Here is a 13,692-nt window from a genome sequence, read left to right on the forward strand (position 1 = left end):
AGATGAGAAGAGAAAATGGCTTGAAGGAATTCTTTAGGACGACTTACCGAACGGGGTCTCCCATACCTTATATTATTTCTATTCAGGTTATTCTTTTCATCTTGATTCATGTTGCTGATTTATTGGTGGAGGTCAAGGTTGTCCAAACGCCAATTTATGATATGATGCTGAGTTATCTTGGCTTACCTGTCCAATTCAATAACTTCATCAGTCAGCCTTGGACCTTATTAACTTTTCCATTCCTTTATTCGGGTTTATTTCAAATCGTATTTGATTCACTGTGGTTATATTGGATGGGAAACATCTTTTTGAGTTTCCTCAATAAGCGTCAATTTCTCACTCTATTTATCAGCAGTTTTATCTTAGGAGGATTGGTGTACCTTGGCTTAGGCTTTATCCCTTGGCTCACGAAAGGCCCCCAATCCTATCTCTATTCGAACTCCATTGGACTAGCAGCATTAGTAGCGAGTTTGACGGTATTGGTCCCTCATATGGAGCTACGCCTACTTATTTTTGGACGAGTAAAGTTCAAGACATTAGCTTTCATTATCCTGGGTATTACCTTGGTATTTTATGCCTTTGCAAATCGTGCTGGTGCTCTTGTCTATTTAATGAGTATCGGTTGGGGTATTTTATTCATGCGTCAATTGCAGGAAGGCAACGACTTAAGTCGATTCTTCCAAAGACGTATAAAAAAGAAACTCCGTGTGGTTCATACCATACAAAAGACGCCAAGTTATCGTAGTTTTAAATCGGACTTACCCAATCAAGAAGTGATTGATGAAATATTGGATAAAATTTCCCAAAGTGGCTATGAAAGTCTATCTTCACGGGAGAAAGAGATCCTATTTAAGGTAAGTAGAGAAGAACAAGAATAATGTTGATTAACAAGAAGAATTTAGGCTTTTTTAGCAAAACCATCATGATCGCAAACCTATTGGCGGTCGCAGGTCTTCTGCTATGTTATTCAGCTTCCTTTATCAACCCAAAGACTTTTTGGCCAGTGGCATTCTTGGGCTTAGGATACTTACCGATACTCATCATCAATCTAGGTTTTGTATTGTATTGGTTGCTTCGCAAGGCAAAATATTCCCTATTCTCATTAATCGCCATTCTTTTAGGATGGAACCTTATGACTCAGCACATCACTTTTAAATCGGCTGAAAGGGATAAAAGTGATTCCGCCCTACGCGTGATGACCTATAATGTGCATATGCTAGAGCCTATTGAGAAATCGGATAAACCAGCCAAAGAAGAGTTTGTAGACATTATTAATGATGCCAACCCGGATATTCTCTGTGTACAGGAATTCAACAGCACTATTCGAGGAAAAAAGAAATTCAGTGAAAAGGTCAAAGAAAAAGCTAAGTTTGATAGCTACTACTTTGCCCCTTCTCAGCAGAATGATTATAGTGCCTATGGCCAGATTATCTTCTCAAAATACCCTATTATCAATTCCGGTTTAATCAAGAAAAATGAATACGGCATCAACCGTATTGTCTATGTTGACATCGTTAAACAAAGGGATACTATTCGGGTTTACAATGTACATTTACGTTCATTTGGTTTACAAAGTGAGGACAAGGAATTTATTCAGAATCCTAGTGGAACAGCCGGCAATGAAGAGCAGAAAACCAAACAAGTAGGTAGAAAGCTTAAATGGGCATTTGAACAAAGAAGCAATCAAGCGGAGTCCTTGTTTGACCATATGCAAGAGACGCATTACCCGAAGATTGTTATGGGTGATTTCAACGACACACCCATGTCATACTCGGTAAATCTGATAGCTAAGAATATGAAGAATGCGTTTCAAGAAAAAGGAAATGGATGGGGAGTAACACATTTTGAAATGTTACCTATTCTTCAAATCGATTACATTTTCTGCGATAAGCGTTTCAATGTAAACAACTATAAAGTGGTAAAGAACAGGTTATCGGACCATTACCCAGTATTCGCCGATGTTAGTCTAATGTAATCAGCTTATTCCGCTTTAATCTGCAATTCTTCTAAAGCCTTCGTCACAAAAGTATCGTACCGATTCTTGACTTTGAAATAGGCTTCTCTTCCAAAATAATACCTGCCCAGTAAAGCTTCGATATCACTCTGAATTAGATCATGCAAATCATTTTGTTTACTAGGGGAAAGCTGTAAACCTCTTCTCGCCAAGAAGCGGATAAAGCTGGCGTATTCTGTTGCAGGCAAAGTATAACCCTGTAAGAAATTCTCAATGGAATAAGCAGGTAATTTACGGGCAAATCTACTGTACACAAATTGCTCAATAAGACTGGACTGTACAAGATCACGATAGAGCACACTTACCTCGTTGGAATCAATCGGAACCTTCACATCTGGCATAATCCCTCCTCCACTATAAACCTTCTTTCCTAGCCCTGTTTGATACGGCTTGGCATGTGCATAAGTAGTATCCAAAGACCATAGACCATGATACATGGAAGCATAATCTTTCATATTGGACCAATTAGGCGAGTACTTACGCTGAATACTTCTTCCTAATGGTGTATAATAACGAGCAATACTTAGATTAATGGTTGATCCGTCAGCGAAGTTAAACAGCTCTTGAACCGTAGCCTTTCCATAAGTACGACGACCAATAACAACTCCCCTATCCCAATCTTGTACCGCACCTGCTACCACCTCTGAAGCTGAAGCTGTACGTTCGTTGACCAAAAGAATAAGTTTCCCTTGCGCATAATTACCATTAGGTTCTGAAAGGAAATCTTGTCTAGCCTCATGAGCACCTTCCGTAAATACTACTAAGCGCTGATCGGTAAAGAATTCACTCGCTAATTTAATGGCTACATGGAAATAACCACCACCATTATCTCGTAAATCCAAAATAAGATTCTTAGCCCCTTGTTTTTTCAGTTCGACAACCGCATCTTTAAATTCATCTGCTGTTTTTAGGCCAAAGCGTCTAATACGAATAAATCCAACGGTCGGTTTAAGCATATAAGCTACATCCAATGAGCTAACACTAATTTGATCACGAATAGCTTTTAGAGGAAGTGAAAGTTTCATGGAGTCCCTTTCAACGTACATTTCAACAGCTGTACCTCGCTTGCCACGCATTAGTTTTTCTACCTCATCTTTGGAGATGGTATTTCCGGAAATCTTACGATTACCAATTTGAAGAATCTTATCACCAATTTTAAATCCACCCTTATCAGCAGGACCATTGGTAATTAATCCTACAACTATCAGTGTGTCGTTCAAATTAAAATACTCCATACCAATCCCTTCAAAAGTACCTTCCAACACTTCTGATTGAGTTTTAGAGGCATTAGGCATTAGGAATGCAGAATAGGGATCTAAGTGAGAAATGATGTGATTTATGGCACCATTTTGTACAGAATCCATATTGATACTGTCCACATAGCGGGTTGAAATAAGATCCACTACTTGTTGGATTTTATAGGCATTATCAGAAAGACCAATAGGCACGAGGGATCCCCCGGTATTGAATCCTGTTTGGTCAGAGTAGTTCTGTCCAAGGATCAATCCCAATAAAAGGGTAGCTGCATAAGTTGCCGCAACAAAAATATTCCTCTTTCTTCCTTTTTGCATCTATGGTCTGGTGGCCAAAATTACTGAATAACAAATTGTTTAAAAGAATTTTAAACTTATTTATTTACCAACAATTCACAGTCCAAAATAGTTGATTAGACGTTATATTTTAGCAATTTTTCAATATTTTTACACTGTCATGCATGAATTAGAACCTTATTACAATTGGCGGGATTATTATATCGCATCTGAAGATGAGCGTAGTCCCTTCTATGAGACAGTTTATAATGAGTTTGAATACGATAAAAAGGTCTATAACTTCCTATTGCACCCGCAATGGGATTACTTTGGCTCGCAGACCCTTTACCTTAAAATATTATATGCAGATTATGATCGTGGGTATTGCATCATAGAGTTCATCGGTGAATGGAATGATGCCATCTACAACGATATTATGATTCTAAAACGTGAATTAATTGACTTAATAATTGATGAGGGTATCAATAAATTTATCTTGATCGGAGAAAACATCTTAAATTTTCATGCTTCTGATGACTCTTATTATGAGGAATGGTTTCAAGATATTGGGGATGGTTGGATAGTAGGATTGAACTTCAGAGAACATGTGATCAAGGAATTTCAGGACAACCATATTGATTATTATATCAATTTTGGGGAGTATTTGAATCATTTTCCATGGCGCACCTTGAAGCCAAAACAATTATACCACCATATCGAAGAACATATACAGCGTAGGCTCTCCTAATTGCTTGTATATTATTACAAACTGAGGGATAAAGGATTGGCATATTTTAGCTTAATTCTCATATTTTGCTTAGATTTGCCCTACTAAAACATTTGTAATTATGTCATTCAGAATCGAAAAAGACACGATGGGCGAAGTACAAGTACCAGCAGACAAATACTGGGGAGCCCAAACCGAAAGATCACGTAATAACTTTAAGATAGGTCCGGCAGCATCCATGCCAAAAGAAATCATTGACGGCTTTGCATATTTAAAGAAAGCAGCAGCATATGCTAACCACGAATTAGGTGTTTTACCTGTGGAGAAGCGTGATGCTATTGCAGCAGTGTGTGATGAAATCTTAGCAGGAAAGCTTGATGACCAATTCCCATTAGTAATTTGGCAAACGGGATCAGGTACGCAGTCAAACATGAATGTCAATGAGGTTGTAGCAAACCGTGCTCAAGTATTAGCGGGAGGCAAAATCGGTGAAGGTGAGCCTGTATTAAAAGCAAATGATGATGTTAATAAATCGCAATCATCTAATGATACTTTCCCTACTGGAATGCACATTGCAGCTTACAAAGCCGTGATTGATGTAACTATCCCTGGAGTAGAGAAGCTTCGTGATACCTTAAAAAAGAAATCCGATGAATTCATGAAAGTTGTTAAAATTGGTCGTACGCACTTAATGGATGCGACTCCTTTAACTTTAGGTCAGGAATTATCAGGTTATGTAGCGCAGTTAAACTACGGCTTAAAAGCGTTAAAAAACACCTTAGCACACCTTGGCGAACTTGCTTTGGGTGGTACTGCAGTAGGTACAGGATTAAATACGCCTAATGGATATGATGTAGTGGTAGCAAAATACATTGCTGAATTCACAGGTCTTCCATTTGTAACTGCTGAGAATAAATTTGAAGCATTAGCTGCTCACGATGCTATCGTAGAAACGCACGGTGCTTTAAAACAATTAGCAGTTTCTTTAAATAAAATCGCTAATGACATCCGTATGTTAGCTTCTGGTCCTCGTTCAGGAATTGGTGAAATCATTATCCCTGAGAATGAACCAGGATCATCAATTATGCCAGGTAAAGTTAATCCAACACAATGTGAAGCCCTTACTATGGTAGCTGCACAAGTAATGGGTAATGATGTGGCTATCACGATTGGTGGTACTCAAGGTCACTACGAGTTGAACGTGTTCAAACCATTAATGGCAGCAAACTTCTTACAGTCTGCTCGTTTAATTGGTGATGCATGTATTTCATTTGAAGAGCACTGTGCTATTGGTATTGAGCCAAACTACGCACGTATTAAGGAATTAGTAGATAATTCATTGATGTTAGTGACTGCTTTAAACACTAAAATCGGATACTACAAAGCTGCAGAGATTGCACAAACAGCACATAAAAACAATTCTACTTTGAAGGAAACAGCTATCGCTTTAGGTTATGTTACTGCCGAAGAGTTTGATGAGTGGGTTAAACCTGAAGATATGGTAGGTAGTTTAAAATAAGCTAGTGAATTACAAGAAACATACATATTCTTATAAAAAAGTGTACCTATCATTGATAGGTATACTTTTTCTATTTAGCAGCTGCGTAAGACATTCGGAGATGCAAACCGAAGGTGCAGCATTCTTTCAAGGCGTTTGGAAACAAGATAGTAAAGTTGATACTTCCCAAACTCTCAATTATACCTTACATGATTTCAAGATTACTTGTGATTCTATGTATGCTACCTTCCACGTACATAATAAGGTAAAAACTATCCCAGACAGCTGTTATGGTGATGGAAATTGGACCGAATATGCCAAAGCGGTATATGTTCAACGTGGTGACAGTATCATTGTGGAAGGCCTTTATACCAAACCAAATGGTAAACAAAAGATTTCCGGATGTTACCGTTCAGGACCTTATGTTCCCAGATTTAAAATTGCTTATGCTGGCAAAGACAGCATTGTCTTAGAGAATAGATTTGAGGCCAGACCTATCATTTTGAAAAAAGTAGCAGACATTACTTGCGTACCGAAGAAACGCTGGGAAATGTAAGCTAATAAGATATTATCTCGATTTAAAGAGATCCAATCCTTTAAGACATTCAAGTCTTAAAGGATTTTTTTATTTCTACTCAGATCATTGATCACTCCTTTTTGTAGCCTTCTTTCTATAAAGATCTGTAAAGTTAACTTGCTTTATATTACTACAATTAATGTTTTCAGTTTATTCTATATATTTACATCAGCTAATTATAAAATTTTAAACACCATGAAAATTACGATCTCCAGCCTTTTATTGGTCTTTTGTGGAACCTTTATGGTAAAGGCACAAACAATCAAGCCAGATCAAGTACTTCAAGATCTTTTATCTTCTAAAAGAAATTTAGAGCAGTATAATGACCCCATGGGTCGAAAGCAATTGGAAAAAGATGGTAAACTGAAGTCAGTAGCTGTCTTTAAGAAAGAGTACCAAAAGAATATTAATTTGATTAAGAAGAATCCTGAGTTGTTTGAGAAATATATTGCCGATAATAAATTCAAAAACAGAGATTCTGTGGTTTTTTATAATTACATACCGATGTTAGAATCGAATATTACTCCCTATCAGACTACTAAATTAAAGTATTTTGATATCGTTAATACCTACTTGATTAACTACAAAGAGAATGAGCTTCCAACAAAATTAAAAGATGCTCATACTCCTCCGTACATGAAGGGAATTGAAATAAAAAAAGACACCCCATAATTGGGATGCCCTTCATAAATTAATATCGTAATAAAACTTAATTGATCAATCGGGTTTCATCCGATGATTTCAATAAGTGTCCTTTCAATTCAGACTCTGCCTGGATTAACTCTTGCTCTGCAACTTTACGTTTCTCACGACCATCCTTTTGAATTCGTAACACCTCTTCAATGGTAGTGATAATATCGGTATTTGCTTTCTTAATCGTATCCATATCAATGATTCCGCGTTCAGTTTCCTTAGCCACATTGATAGTCGCCTCTTTCAGCATCTCAGAGTTTTTCTTCAACAACTCATTAGTCGCATCCGTAATGGCACGTTGTGCATCTAATGCACTTTGCGCATGTGCAATACCAAGGGTTAATACCATTTGGTTCTTCCACAATGGAAGTGTATTGACGATACTGGATTGAATCTTTTCCATTAAGGAGCTGCTATTGCTCTGAATCATCCGGATCTGAGGAGCAGTCTGCAACACCACCATACGCGTTAGTTTTAAGTCGTGCAATTTACGCTCAAAACGTACTACATGCTGTTCCAAATCTTTGTACTCCTGAATTTTATGTTGATCACCAGTCTCCTCAGCCTCTCTCTTTAAATCAGGAAGTGTTGTATTCATTACTTCTTGAAGCTTTTCCTCTCCAGCTTGAATATGTAATGATAGATCTTTAAAATACTGCTGATTCTGTACGAATAGTTTATCGAAGATGTTTACATCCTTAGCCAAGTTCTTATAGTGGCCTTCCAATTTCAACTCGATACTATGTATATTCTTCTCTACAGAAGCGTACTCCGTACGCATACGGCCAATTTTCTTCTTAATATTATCAAAGAAAGGAATCAAGGGTTTTTTATTCACCTTTTCATCAAAATCCCGAATTTCAGAGCGTAGGTTTACCAAGATATCCTCAGCACCACCCATATCCTTTGTACGTACTTGCTTTAGAATCTCATTGGAGAAGTTACTCACGTTACTCTGCGCACCAACACCATATTGAATGATGTCAGTTGTTGATTTCAAATTGATTTTATCTTTATATTGTTGAATCAAGGCCTTTTCCTCTGCAGTAAAGTTCACACTTACATCTGCCGGTTTATTTTGCCCTTGATCATCATTCAAATTCGTCAAATCTAAATTTGCCATATGCTTTTAGTCTTTTAAAAGGTTTCTACTTTTTAAGGTTTGCAAGTACACATCAGTTTCCGCTGACACATCCAACATTCCCATTTTAAATTGATTGGTTACTTCTTGTTCTACAGCTATAGCTGCTTGACGGATGACATCCTCTAGTTTATTCTTTGACTCTGTCGTGGTCATATTATTCAAACGAGCATTCTCCAACTCATCGTACTGCATCAATACATTTACAATGGTCGAATGCCTTACTAGAAACTTCTCTGCTTCTCGGCTATCCTTTTTCTCTAAAAGCTGAAATAAGCGAAGAATATTATCAATGTCCTTTTGAATATTTCTGTTTTCAATTTCCTTACGCCAGTGTAACAGTCGTTCCACAAACAGTTGTGGAGTATCAATAGTAGGTGCTGATATTTCCAATTGCTTTTGTGCATTTGGCGTTGAAATCCAATGCAATGGTCTTACTTCTGCCAACTCCAAGCGTTGCAAATAAGGCTTCGCCTGATTCAGCAATAACGCATTACCAACTACATAGGAAAGCATAGAGCCACCCAAAGTAAATAACATGGCTTGACTTAATGTCCCAAAGAAGGTAAAGAATGACACCATCAATCCTATTTCGATAGCCAACAATATCCATGCTGCTGCATACCAAGAACGAACCTTTGATTTCTTTGCTTGTGACATCATCACTAATGGATGAATATGTATAGGTAAAGGAATAAACAAAACGATGGATATAGCAGTCCACAGCAGTTGCCTCATTTCCCAAGCCTTATTTTTCTTTGTTGCCCAACCCATTCTCTAATTTAATTATTTTTATAAAAATACACCAATTCTTATTCCATTCACACACTGTAAAGTAAAAACTAGGTAATTGGCGCAATTTATCCTGCCATTACGTCATTTTTGTCGGTGAATATTCCAGACTGATCTTCCAAATATTTCAATGTCAGTTCGTAAGAATCTGCTTTTTCCCACTTGGCAATTATCCAAGTAATAAAACTCAGGTTAAACAAATCCCTATTTTCTTCCAGTTCCAACAATTTAATAACCCTCGATTGGAAACTTTTGTTGTGCAAAATAGCAGGATTTACAAAATACTTTTCCAACAGAGACACATAGTCGAGAACTTTCTCCTCATGGGTCTGAATCAAATACTTCCTATACCTTCTCCTAAAGCTCTTAATTCGGGCCGAAGCCAGATCCATACTACTAAAATCAGCATAAATTAATATCTCCAATAAGCTTTTCCGAATGGTCCATAGCATCCCGAGTTTCTTTTCCAACCAAGTATCACTATGATTAATCATTGCGATGCCAGACAAACATTTCCGATCACCACGTTGCGCTTGAAACATAACCTTACACAATTGCAGATCGTAATAATCTTCCAATTTCGCCTTTGCACTCTTCATTGCCAATGCTGCATCCAGAACCTCATTGGCCTGTTCAGCTTCTCCACTAAAATGCAGGTTCAATGCCAGCAACAATTGCTTACGGTAGTAAAATTGCCCATGAAAATCCTTATGCTCCCCTAACAACAGATCCATTGACTCCAAATACGACAGAGACTTTTGAAAATCTCGAGACCGAAGATTAAAGTTGGCGAGGTAATAAAGTACATAGAGTCGATAATAGACTTGCCCAGTGCTATCTCCCATCTGGGATTCAATTATCTGATAAGACTTCCTGACATACTTTTCTACAAGGCCAAAATTCTGATTAATATGCGCATATTCATTGGCGATAAATAGAATATGATACAAGGACTTATAACTCATGAAATCCACAACCGCAATCTTATACCTCCGAATCACCTCTTCTATCAGTTTGGTCAAGTCAATTACTTTTCCCTTCAATTGAATCTCATTCAATTCCCTCCTTATAAACGCATACGCAAGCTGCATCTTAGACTCTCTTATTAAATGCCCTTGATTTAATAAGAATCGACTGGAAAGGTTTTCCAAATCTAAGTTTTCATCTAAATGGGCAAATTGCAATCTTAACATTAGAATCTCTTGTAACACACTAAAGGATTCTTGATTTTCCGCAATTCCCTCTGCCCTATCCAAGCAACGAAAACCTAATCTTGCTAAATTATTTTCTAATAAATACCGCGAAACGACTAACAATCGAAGCAATTCATAATCCGCATGCTGATGCTTTTCAAATACCTTTTGCGATATGAATGACAACAGGTTTTCCTGGAGTCGCTTTCGTAAAGCATGGTATGAATCCCTATTTTTTGCAGATTTATACAGCTTATTTATAGCATTTATATCGTCAGTTTCTATCAAATCAAATAGACGGACATTTTTTACATCATGGCGCTTATTCTTTTTCTTTAAATAAGCCCTAAAATCTATCCTTTCAGTGTCATTCAATAGATTAACTAAATCAGAAATAGCATCCATACCTTTTATGTATTTCAATAAAATAAGATTAAATATACAGATTTATATCGTCAGTATTATATAAATATTAGCTTTAATACCCGATCATTCTACCGCATCTTTGCTAGCATAGTAATCATTAAAACGAAAAGATATGGAACCGCTAAATCAAAACACAGAAGAATTATTTAACATCAAAACTAATGATGATAAAAGAAATCCATTTAAACCAACCGCTGCCTTTATAGGCGCATCTTGGTTGGCTTTAATGACAGGCACAGTTGCCTATTGTATTGGATTATGGAATGCAGAAATGCAGTTGAATGAAAAAGGTTATTATTTCACCATCTTATTATTTGGGCTATTCTCAGTTATCTCTGTTCAGAAGAGCGTAAGAGATAAAGCCGAAGGATTAGAAGTAACTGAACTGTATTATGGACTAAGCTGGTTTGCTACCATTGCCTCGATTGTCCTCCTTGTTGTAGGATTATGGAATGCAGATTTATTATTGAGTGAAAAAGGATTTTATGGTATTTCCTTCATGTTGAGTGTTTTTGCTGCAATTGCCGTACAAAAAAACACGCGTGATGCCAAACTGTTTAAGGATAAAGATAATTAACTTAGCGGTTACCTTGCAGCGCCTGCTAGGCAGGCCTGTAAGGTTTTTTATGCGTCATAACCAACATAAAATTGCATAATCCTCAAATCACACCATGAAAAATATAGATCGACGTGATATTCACATTTTTGCTCGCAACAGCAGTCTATCCCAAAAAGCAACTCAACAATCCTTAGAAGAGGAAGTCTATCAGCACAAGAAGAATTGGGATGATTTTTTTCGATTCTCTTTATTGATACTGGGTCTAGGCTTTCTGTGCTTGGGCATTATTTTCTTCTTTGCCTACAATTGGCAAGACCTACACAAGTTTGTAAAGATGGGGATTATACAAGGTCTACTGCTAGCGGCAGTAAGCTTAACTCTTTTCCTAAAAACCAACGAAACGATCAAGAACATTATACTCACAGCCACCGCTATGTTGGTAGGTGTGCTATTCGCAGTATTTGGTCAAGTTTATCAAACCGGGGCAAATGCCTATGACTTCTTTCTAGCATGGACCATATTCATCGCCATTTGGACCATTATCTCCAAATTCCCTCCACTATGGATCCTTTTCATCGCATTGATAAACACGACTTTCCTTCTCTATTTTCAACAAGTAGCTGCTGATTGGAGTTGGATATTTGCATTTTCTCTTTTAACCATTGGGAACCATTAGCATGCTTAATGCCTTTATACAAAATTATCCAGCAGCTACCCCAGTAATCAGCATACTTCTAATTTATCTATACAGCTTAGGAATAATTTATGGACTGAAGTATCGTAAAATTTTCTTCCTGACCAGCATTTCCTTGAGTCTGATGATTATCATCTCCACATTCCTGTTGCATTATTCAGAATCTGAGGAAATGATATTTACGATTGGCCTATTCAATATTATCGCAGTGACAGTTCTGGTCCGCTTTTTCATTTCATTACAAAAGAAACATAGCCATGAATAATACGAATATATATCAGGACAAATTGGATTATTTTGAATCCATTAACACAGGTCCTTTAAAGATCGACCTTATACAGATTAAAAAAGCTTATGCCGATCAACGAAACGACCAATCTTTGGCTATTAAAATCTTATCAATTGTAGGGGCGGTAATGGCTTTTATAGCCTTCTTGATTTTTTTATATGCCGCCAATCTATTTGAATCAAAAGAGGGTCTTTTGATTGGTGGGATCGTCCTATTGACCGGGTCATTAATTTTAAACAAACTTACGGACAAGATTTTCTTTGACAGCATTAGTGTCTGTATGTTTTTACTCGCCTTTTTTATGTTAGGCGTTTCAACCGATCAGCTTGGTCTTAGCTTTAGCAGCATGGCGCTATTAATAGCTGTGTTGGCCATTTCTTGTATTTTTATAACTCGGAGTTATATTTTAAATTTCGCAGCTGTACTTATCGCTGTTTGGGGAATTTTTGCAAGCATGGTAGATCGAATACCAGAAGAATACCTATTTATCCTTATCATCCCATTAGGCTTATTGTCCGTATTCTTCCTATTAAACGAAGCGAAGCTTCTCCATTTCTCCGAAGGAATGGCGGCTCGATATCTCCCCTTGCGCACGGCATTTACACTAGCCTTTATTGGGTCATTAGTAGCCACTGCCGCAGGATCTTTATTCTTCACGGAAATAACGTTTAAAATTGTTTGTTCAGGAATATTCATAGTACTAACAATCGTTATTTTATTCAATCTGTTAAAAAATCAAGATTATCGTTCGGACAGTTTCCGTTATCTGACTCTAGCTATCATTGCAATTAGCTTATCCTTAACCAGTGTATCTCCGGCTATTTCAGGCAGTTTATTAATTGGTTTGATCTGTTTCCAGGTGAATTATAAAACAGGCTATATCCTAGCGCTTGCTGGCTTCCTCTACTGCCTTGGGCAATTCTATTATGACCTCAGTATAAGTTTACTTTGGAAGTCAGTTATTATGATGGCTTCAGGAGCACTTTATTTGTTAATCTACCTACTGAACAACAAAAAATTGAAAAACCATGAAAACATATAAAATCGTATTCATTGTCGTAAATCTCTTTCTGTTATTAATCTACTTCAATTACTCCGTTGCAAAGAAAGAGGAAATTCTAAAGGATGGAAAGCTAGTTTTATTAAAACTAGCACCAGTAGATCCCAGATCCTTGATGCAAGGTGATTATATGCGATTGAACTATGCGATCGCTGATAATCTTTGGACTGACACCATTCCAAAAAGAGGCTTCTGTGTTGTTAAACTAGATAAACAAGAGGTTGGCCACCGCGTAAGATATCAGGAAGGAAAAACACCATTAGCCAAAGACGAGTATTTAATAGAATATACACGCCCTACCCTCTGGGGAATTAATATAGGCGCTGAATCATTCTTTTTTGAAGAAGGAACCGCAGAACGATACGAAAAAGCCGAATATGGCGGACTAAGAATCGATGAAAATGGAAACAGCCTATTGATAGGCCTGTATGATAAAAACCGGAGGTTGATTGAGTAGGTAGAAGATATGAGACCTGAGCCCTGCGGGCAGTATTAAGTAT

Annotated in this window: 14 protein-coding genes; 10 read left to right on the top strand and 4 right to left on the bottom strand. The window is 37.2% G+C overall.

Annotation, left to right across the window (positions count from 1 at the left end; all coding sequences use genetic code 11):
- The first annotated feature begins 2 nt into the window (after positions 1-2).
- The gene (locus ABD676_RS14820) at positions 3-878 is read left to right on the top strand and encodes a rhomboid family intramembrane serine protease (RefSeq protein ID WP_344675513.1); all 876 of its coding nucleotides are present in this window, start codon (positions 3-5) and stop codon (positions 876-878) included.
- The gene (locus ABD676_RS14825; RefSeq protein ID WP_344675514.1) at positions 878-1,975 is read left to right on the top strand and encodes an endonuclease/exonuclease/phosphatase family protein; all 1,098 of its coding nucleotides are present in this window, start codon (positions 878-880) and stop codon (positions 1,973-1,975) included. Before ABD676_RS14820 ends, ABD676_RS14825 begins: the two co-directional genes overlap by 1 nt.
- A gap of 5 nt (positions 1,976-1,980) precedes the next feature.
- On the opposite strand, the gene ABD676_RS14830 is transcribed toward ABD676_RS14825, so the two are convergent.
- Positions 1,981-3,585: a S41 family peptidase gene (locus tag ABD676_RS14830; protein WP_344675515.1), complete on the bottom strand. Its 1,605-nt coding sequence runs from the start codon at positions 3,583-3,585 to the stop codon at positions 1,981-1,983.
- 139 nt (positions 3,586-3,724) lie between these two features.
- On the opposite strand from ABD676_RS14830, the gene ABD676_RS14835 reads away from it, so the two are divergent.
- The 4 genes from ABD676_RS14835 to ABD676_RS14850 all read left to right on the top strand — a co-directional run bounded on the left by ABD676_RS14835 (position 3,725) and on the right by ABD676_RS14850 (position 7,017).
- A complete protein-coding gene (locus ABD676_RS14835) occupies positions 3,725-4,291 on the top strand; it encodes a hypothetical protein (RefSeq protein WP_344675516.1) in 567 nt (188 codons plus the stop codon).
- A gap of 100 nt (positions 4,292-4,391) precedes the next feature.
- Positions 4,392-5,789 carry a class II fumarate hydratase gene (gene fumC, locus ABD676_RS14840; protein WP_344675517.1) on the top strand — a complete coding sequence of 466 codons (1,398 nt, stop codon included), beginning with the start codon at positions 4,392-4,394 and terminating at the stop codon, positions 5,787-5,789.
- A 100-nt stretch (positions 5,790-5,889) separates the two neighbouring features.
- Complete coding sequence (locus ABD676_RS14845; RefSeq protein WP_344675518.1) at positions 5,890-6,324, top strand: fumarate hydratase; 435 nt, start codon at positions 5,890-5,892, stop codon at positions 6,322-6,324.
- Between the two features lie 216 nt (positions 6,325-6,540).
- The gene (locus ABD676_RS14850) at positions 6,541-7,017 is read left to right on the top strand and encodes a hypothetical protein (RefSeq protein ID WP_344675519.1); all 477 of its coding nucleotides are present in this window, start codon (positions 6,541-6,543) and stop codon (positions 7,015-7,017) included.
- Between the two features lie 37 nt (positions 7,018-7,054).
- Here the strand turns inward: ABD676_RS14850 and ABD676_RS14855 are convergent, their stop codons facing one another.
- The 3 genes from ABD676_RS14855 to ABD676_RS14865 form a co-directional block, all read right to left on the bottom strand.
- The gene (locus ABD676_RS14855) at positions 7,055-8,161 is read right to left on the bottom strand and encodes a toxic anion resistance protein (protein WP_344675520.1); all 1,107 of its coding nucleotides are present in this window, start codon (positions 8,159-8,161) and stop codon (positions 7,055-7,057) included.
- A 6-nt stretch (positions 8,162-8,167) separates the two neighbouring features.
- On the bottom strand, positions 8,168-8,953 hold the full coding sequence (locus tag ABD676_RS14860) for a hypothetical protein (RefSeq protein WP_344675521.1): 786 nt from the start codon (positions 8,951-8,953) through the stop codon (positions 8,168-8,170).
- 86 nt (positions 8,954-9,039) lie between these two features.
- A complete protein-coding gene (locus tag ABD676_RS14865) occupies positions 9,040-10,587 on the bottom strand; it encodes a hypothetical protein (RefSeq protein ID WP_344675522.1) in 1,548 nt (515 codons plus the stop codon).
- A gap of 115 nt (positions 10,588-10,702) precedes the next feature.
- Here ABD676_RS14865 and yiaA point away from each other — a divergent pair, with 115 nt between their 5' ends.
- The 4 genes from yiaA to ABD676_RS14885 all read left to right on the top strand — a co-directional run bounded on the left by yiaA (position 10,703) and on the right by ABD676_RS14885 (position 13,649).
- Positions 10,703-11,167: an inner membrane protein YiaA gene (yiaA, locus tag ABD676_RS14870; protein ID WP_344675523.1), complete on the top strand. Its 465-nt coding sequence runs from the start codon at positions 10,703-10,705 to the stop codon at positions 11,165-11,167.
- Between the two features lie 94 nt (positions 11,168-11,261).
- Complete coding sequence (locus tag ABD676_RS14875; RefSeq protein ID WP_344675524.1) at positions 11,262-11,825, top strand: DUF2157 domain-containing protein; 564 nt, start codon at positions 11,262-11,264, stop codon at positions 11,823-11,825.
- 275 nt (positions 11,826-12,100) lie between these two features.
- Entirely contained in the window at positions 12,101-13,174 is a 1,074-nt protein-coding gene (locus ABD676_RS14880; RefSeq protein WP_344675525.1) for a DUF4401 domain-containing protein, read from the top strand.
- Positions 13,161-13,649, top strand: coding sequence for a GDYXXLXY domain-containing protein (locus ABD676_RS14885; protein ID WP_344675527.1), 489 nt, complete (start codon positions 13,161-13,163; stop codon positions 13,647-13,649). The genes ABD676_RS14880 and ABD676_RS14885 overlap by 14 nt, the downstream gene beginning before the upstream one ends.
- The last annotated feature ends 43 nt before the right edge of the window (positions 13,650-13,692 follow it).

The sequence above is a fragment of the Sphingobacterium kyonggiense genome (assembly GCF_039536825.1).
Lineage (GTDB): Bacteria > Bacteroidota > Bacteroidia > Sphingobacteriales > Sphingobacteriaceae > Sphingobacterium > Sphingobacterium kyonggiense.

Bases quoted from the DNA above. Each gene is read 5' to 3' on its own strand.
- ABD676_RS14835 (WP_344675516.1), top strand. From the start codon at position 3,725: ATGCATGAATTAGAACCTTATTACAATTGGCGGGATTATTATATCGCA.
- fumC (WP_344675517.1), top strand. From the start codon at position 4,392: ATGTCATTCAGAATCGAAAAAGACACGATGGGCGAAGTACAAGTACCA.
- yiaA (WP_344675523.1), top strand. From the start codon at position 10,703: ATGGAACCGCTAAATCAAAACACAGAAGAATTATTTAACATCAAAACT.
- ABD676_RS14820 (WP_344675513.1), top strand. From the start codon at position 3: ATGAGAAGAGAAAATGGCTTGAAGGAATTCTTTAGGACGACTTACCGA.
- ABD676_RS14830 (WP_344675515.1), bottom strand. From the start codon at position 3,585: ATGCAAAAAGGAAGAAAGAGGAATATTTTTGTTGCGGCAACTTATGCA.
- ABD676_RS14875 (WP_344675524.1), top strand. From the start codon at position 11,262: ATGAAAAATATAGATCGACGTGATATTCACATTTTTGCTCGCAACAGC.
- ABD676_RS14850 (WP_344675519.1), top strand. From the start codon at position 6,541: ATGAAAATTACGATCTCCAGCCTTTTATTGGTCTTTTGTGGAACCTTT.
- ABD676_RS14880 (WP_344675525.1), top strand. From the start codon at position 12,101: ATGAATAATACGAATATATATCAGGACAAATTGGATTATTTTGAATCC.
- ABD676_RS14860 (WP_344675521.1), bottom strand. From the start codon at position 8,953: ATGGGTTGGGCAACAAAGAAAAATAAGGCTTGGGAAATGAGGCAACTG.
- ABD676_RS14825 (WP_344675514.1), top strand. From the start codon at position 878: ATGTTGATTAACAAGAAGAATTTAGGCTTTTTTAGCAAAACCATCATG.
- ABD676_RS14885 (WP_344675527.1), top strand. From the start codon at position 13,161: ATGAAAACATATAAAATCGTATTCATTGTCGTAAATCTCTTTCTGTTA.
- ABD676_RS14845 (WP_344675518.1), top strand. From the start codon at position 5,890: ATGCAAACCGAAGGTGCAGCATTCTTTCAAGGCGTTTGGAAACAAGAT.
- ABD676_RS14855 (WP_344675520.1), bottom strand. From the start codon at position 8,161: ATGGCAAATTTAGATTTGACGAATTTGAATGATGATCAAGGGCAAAAT.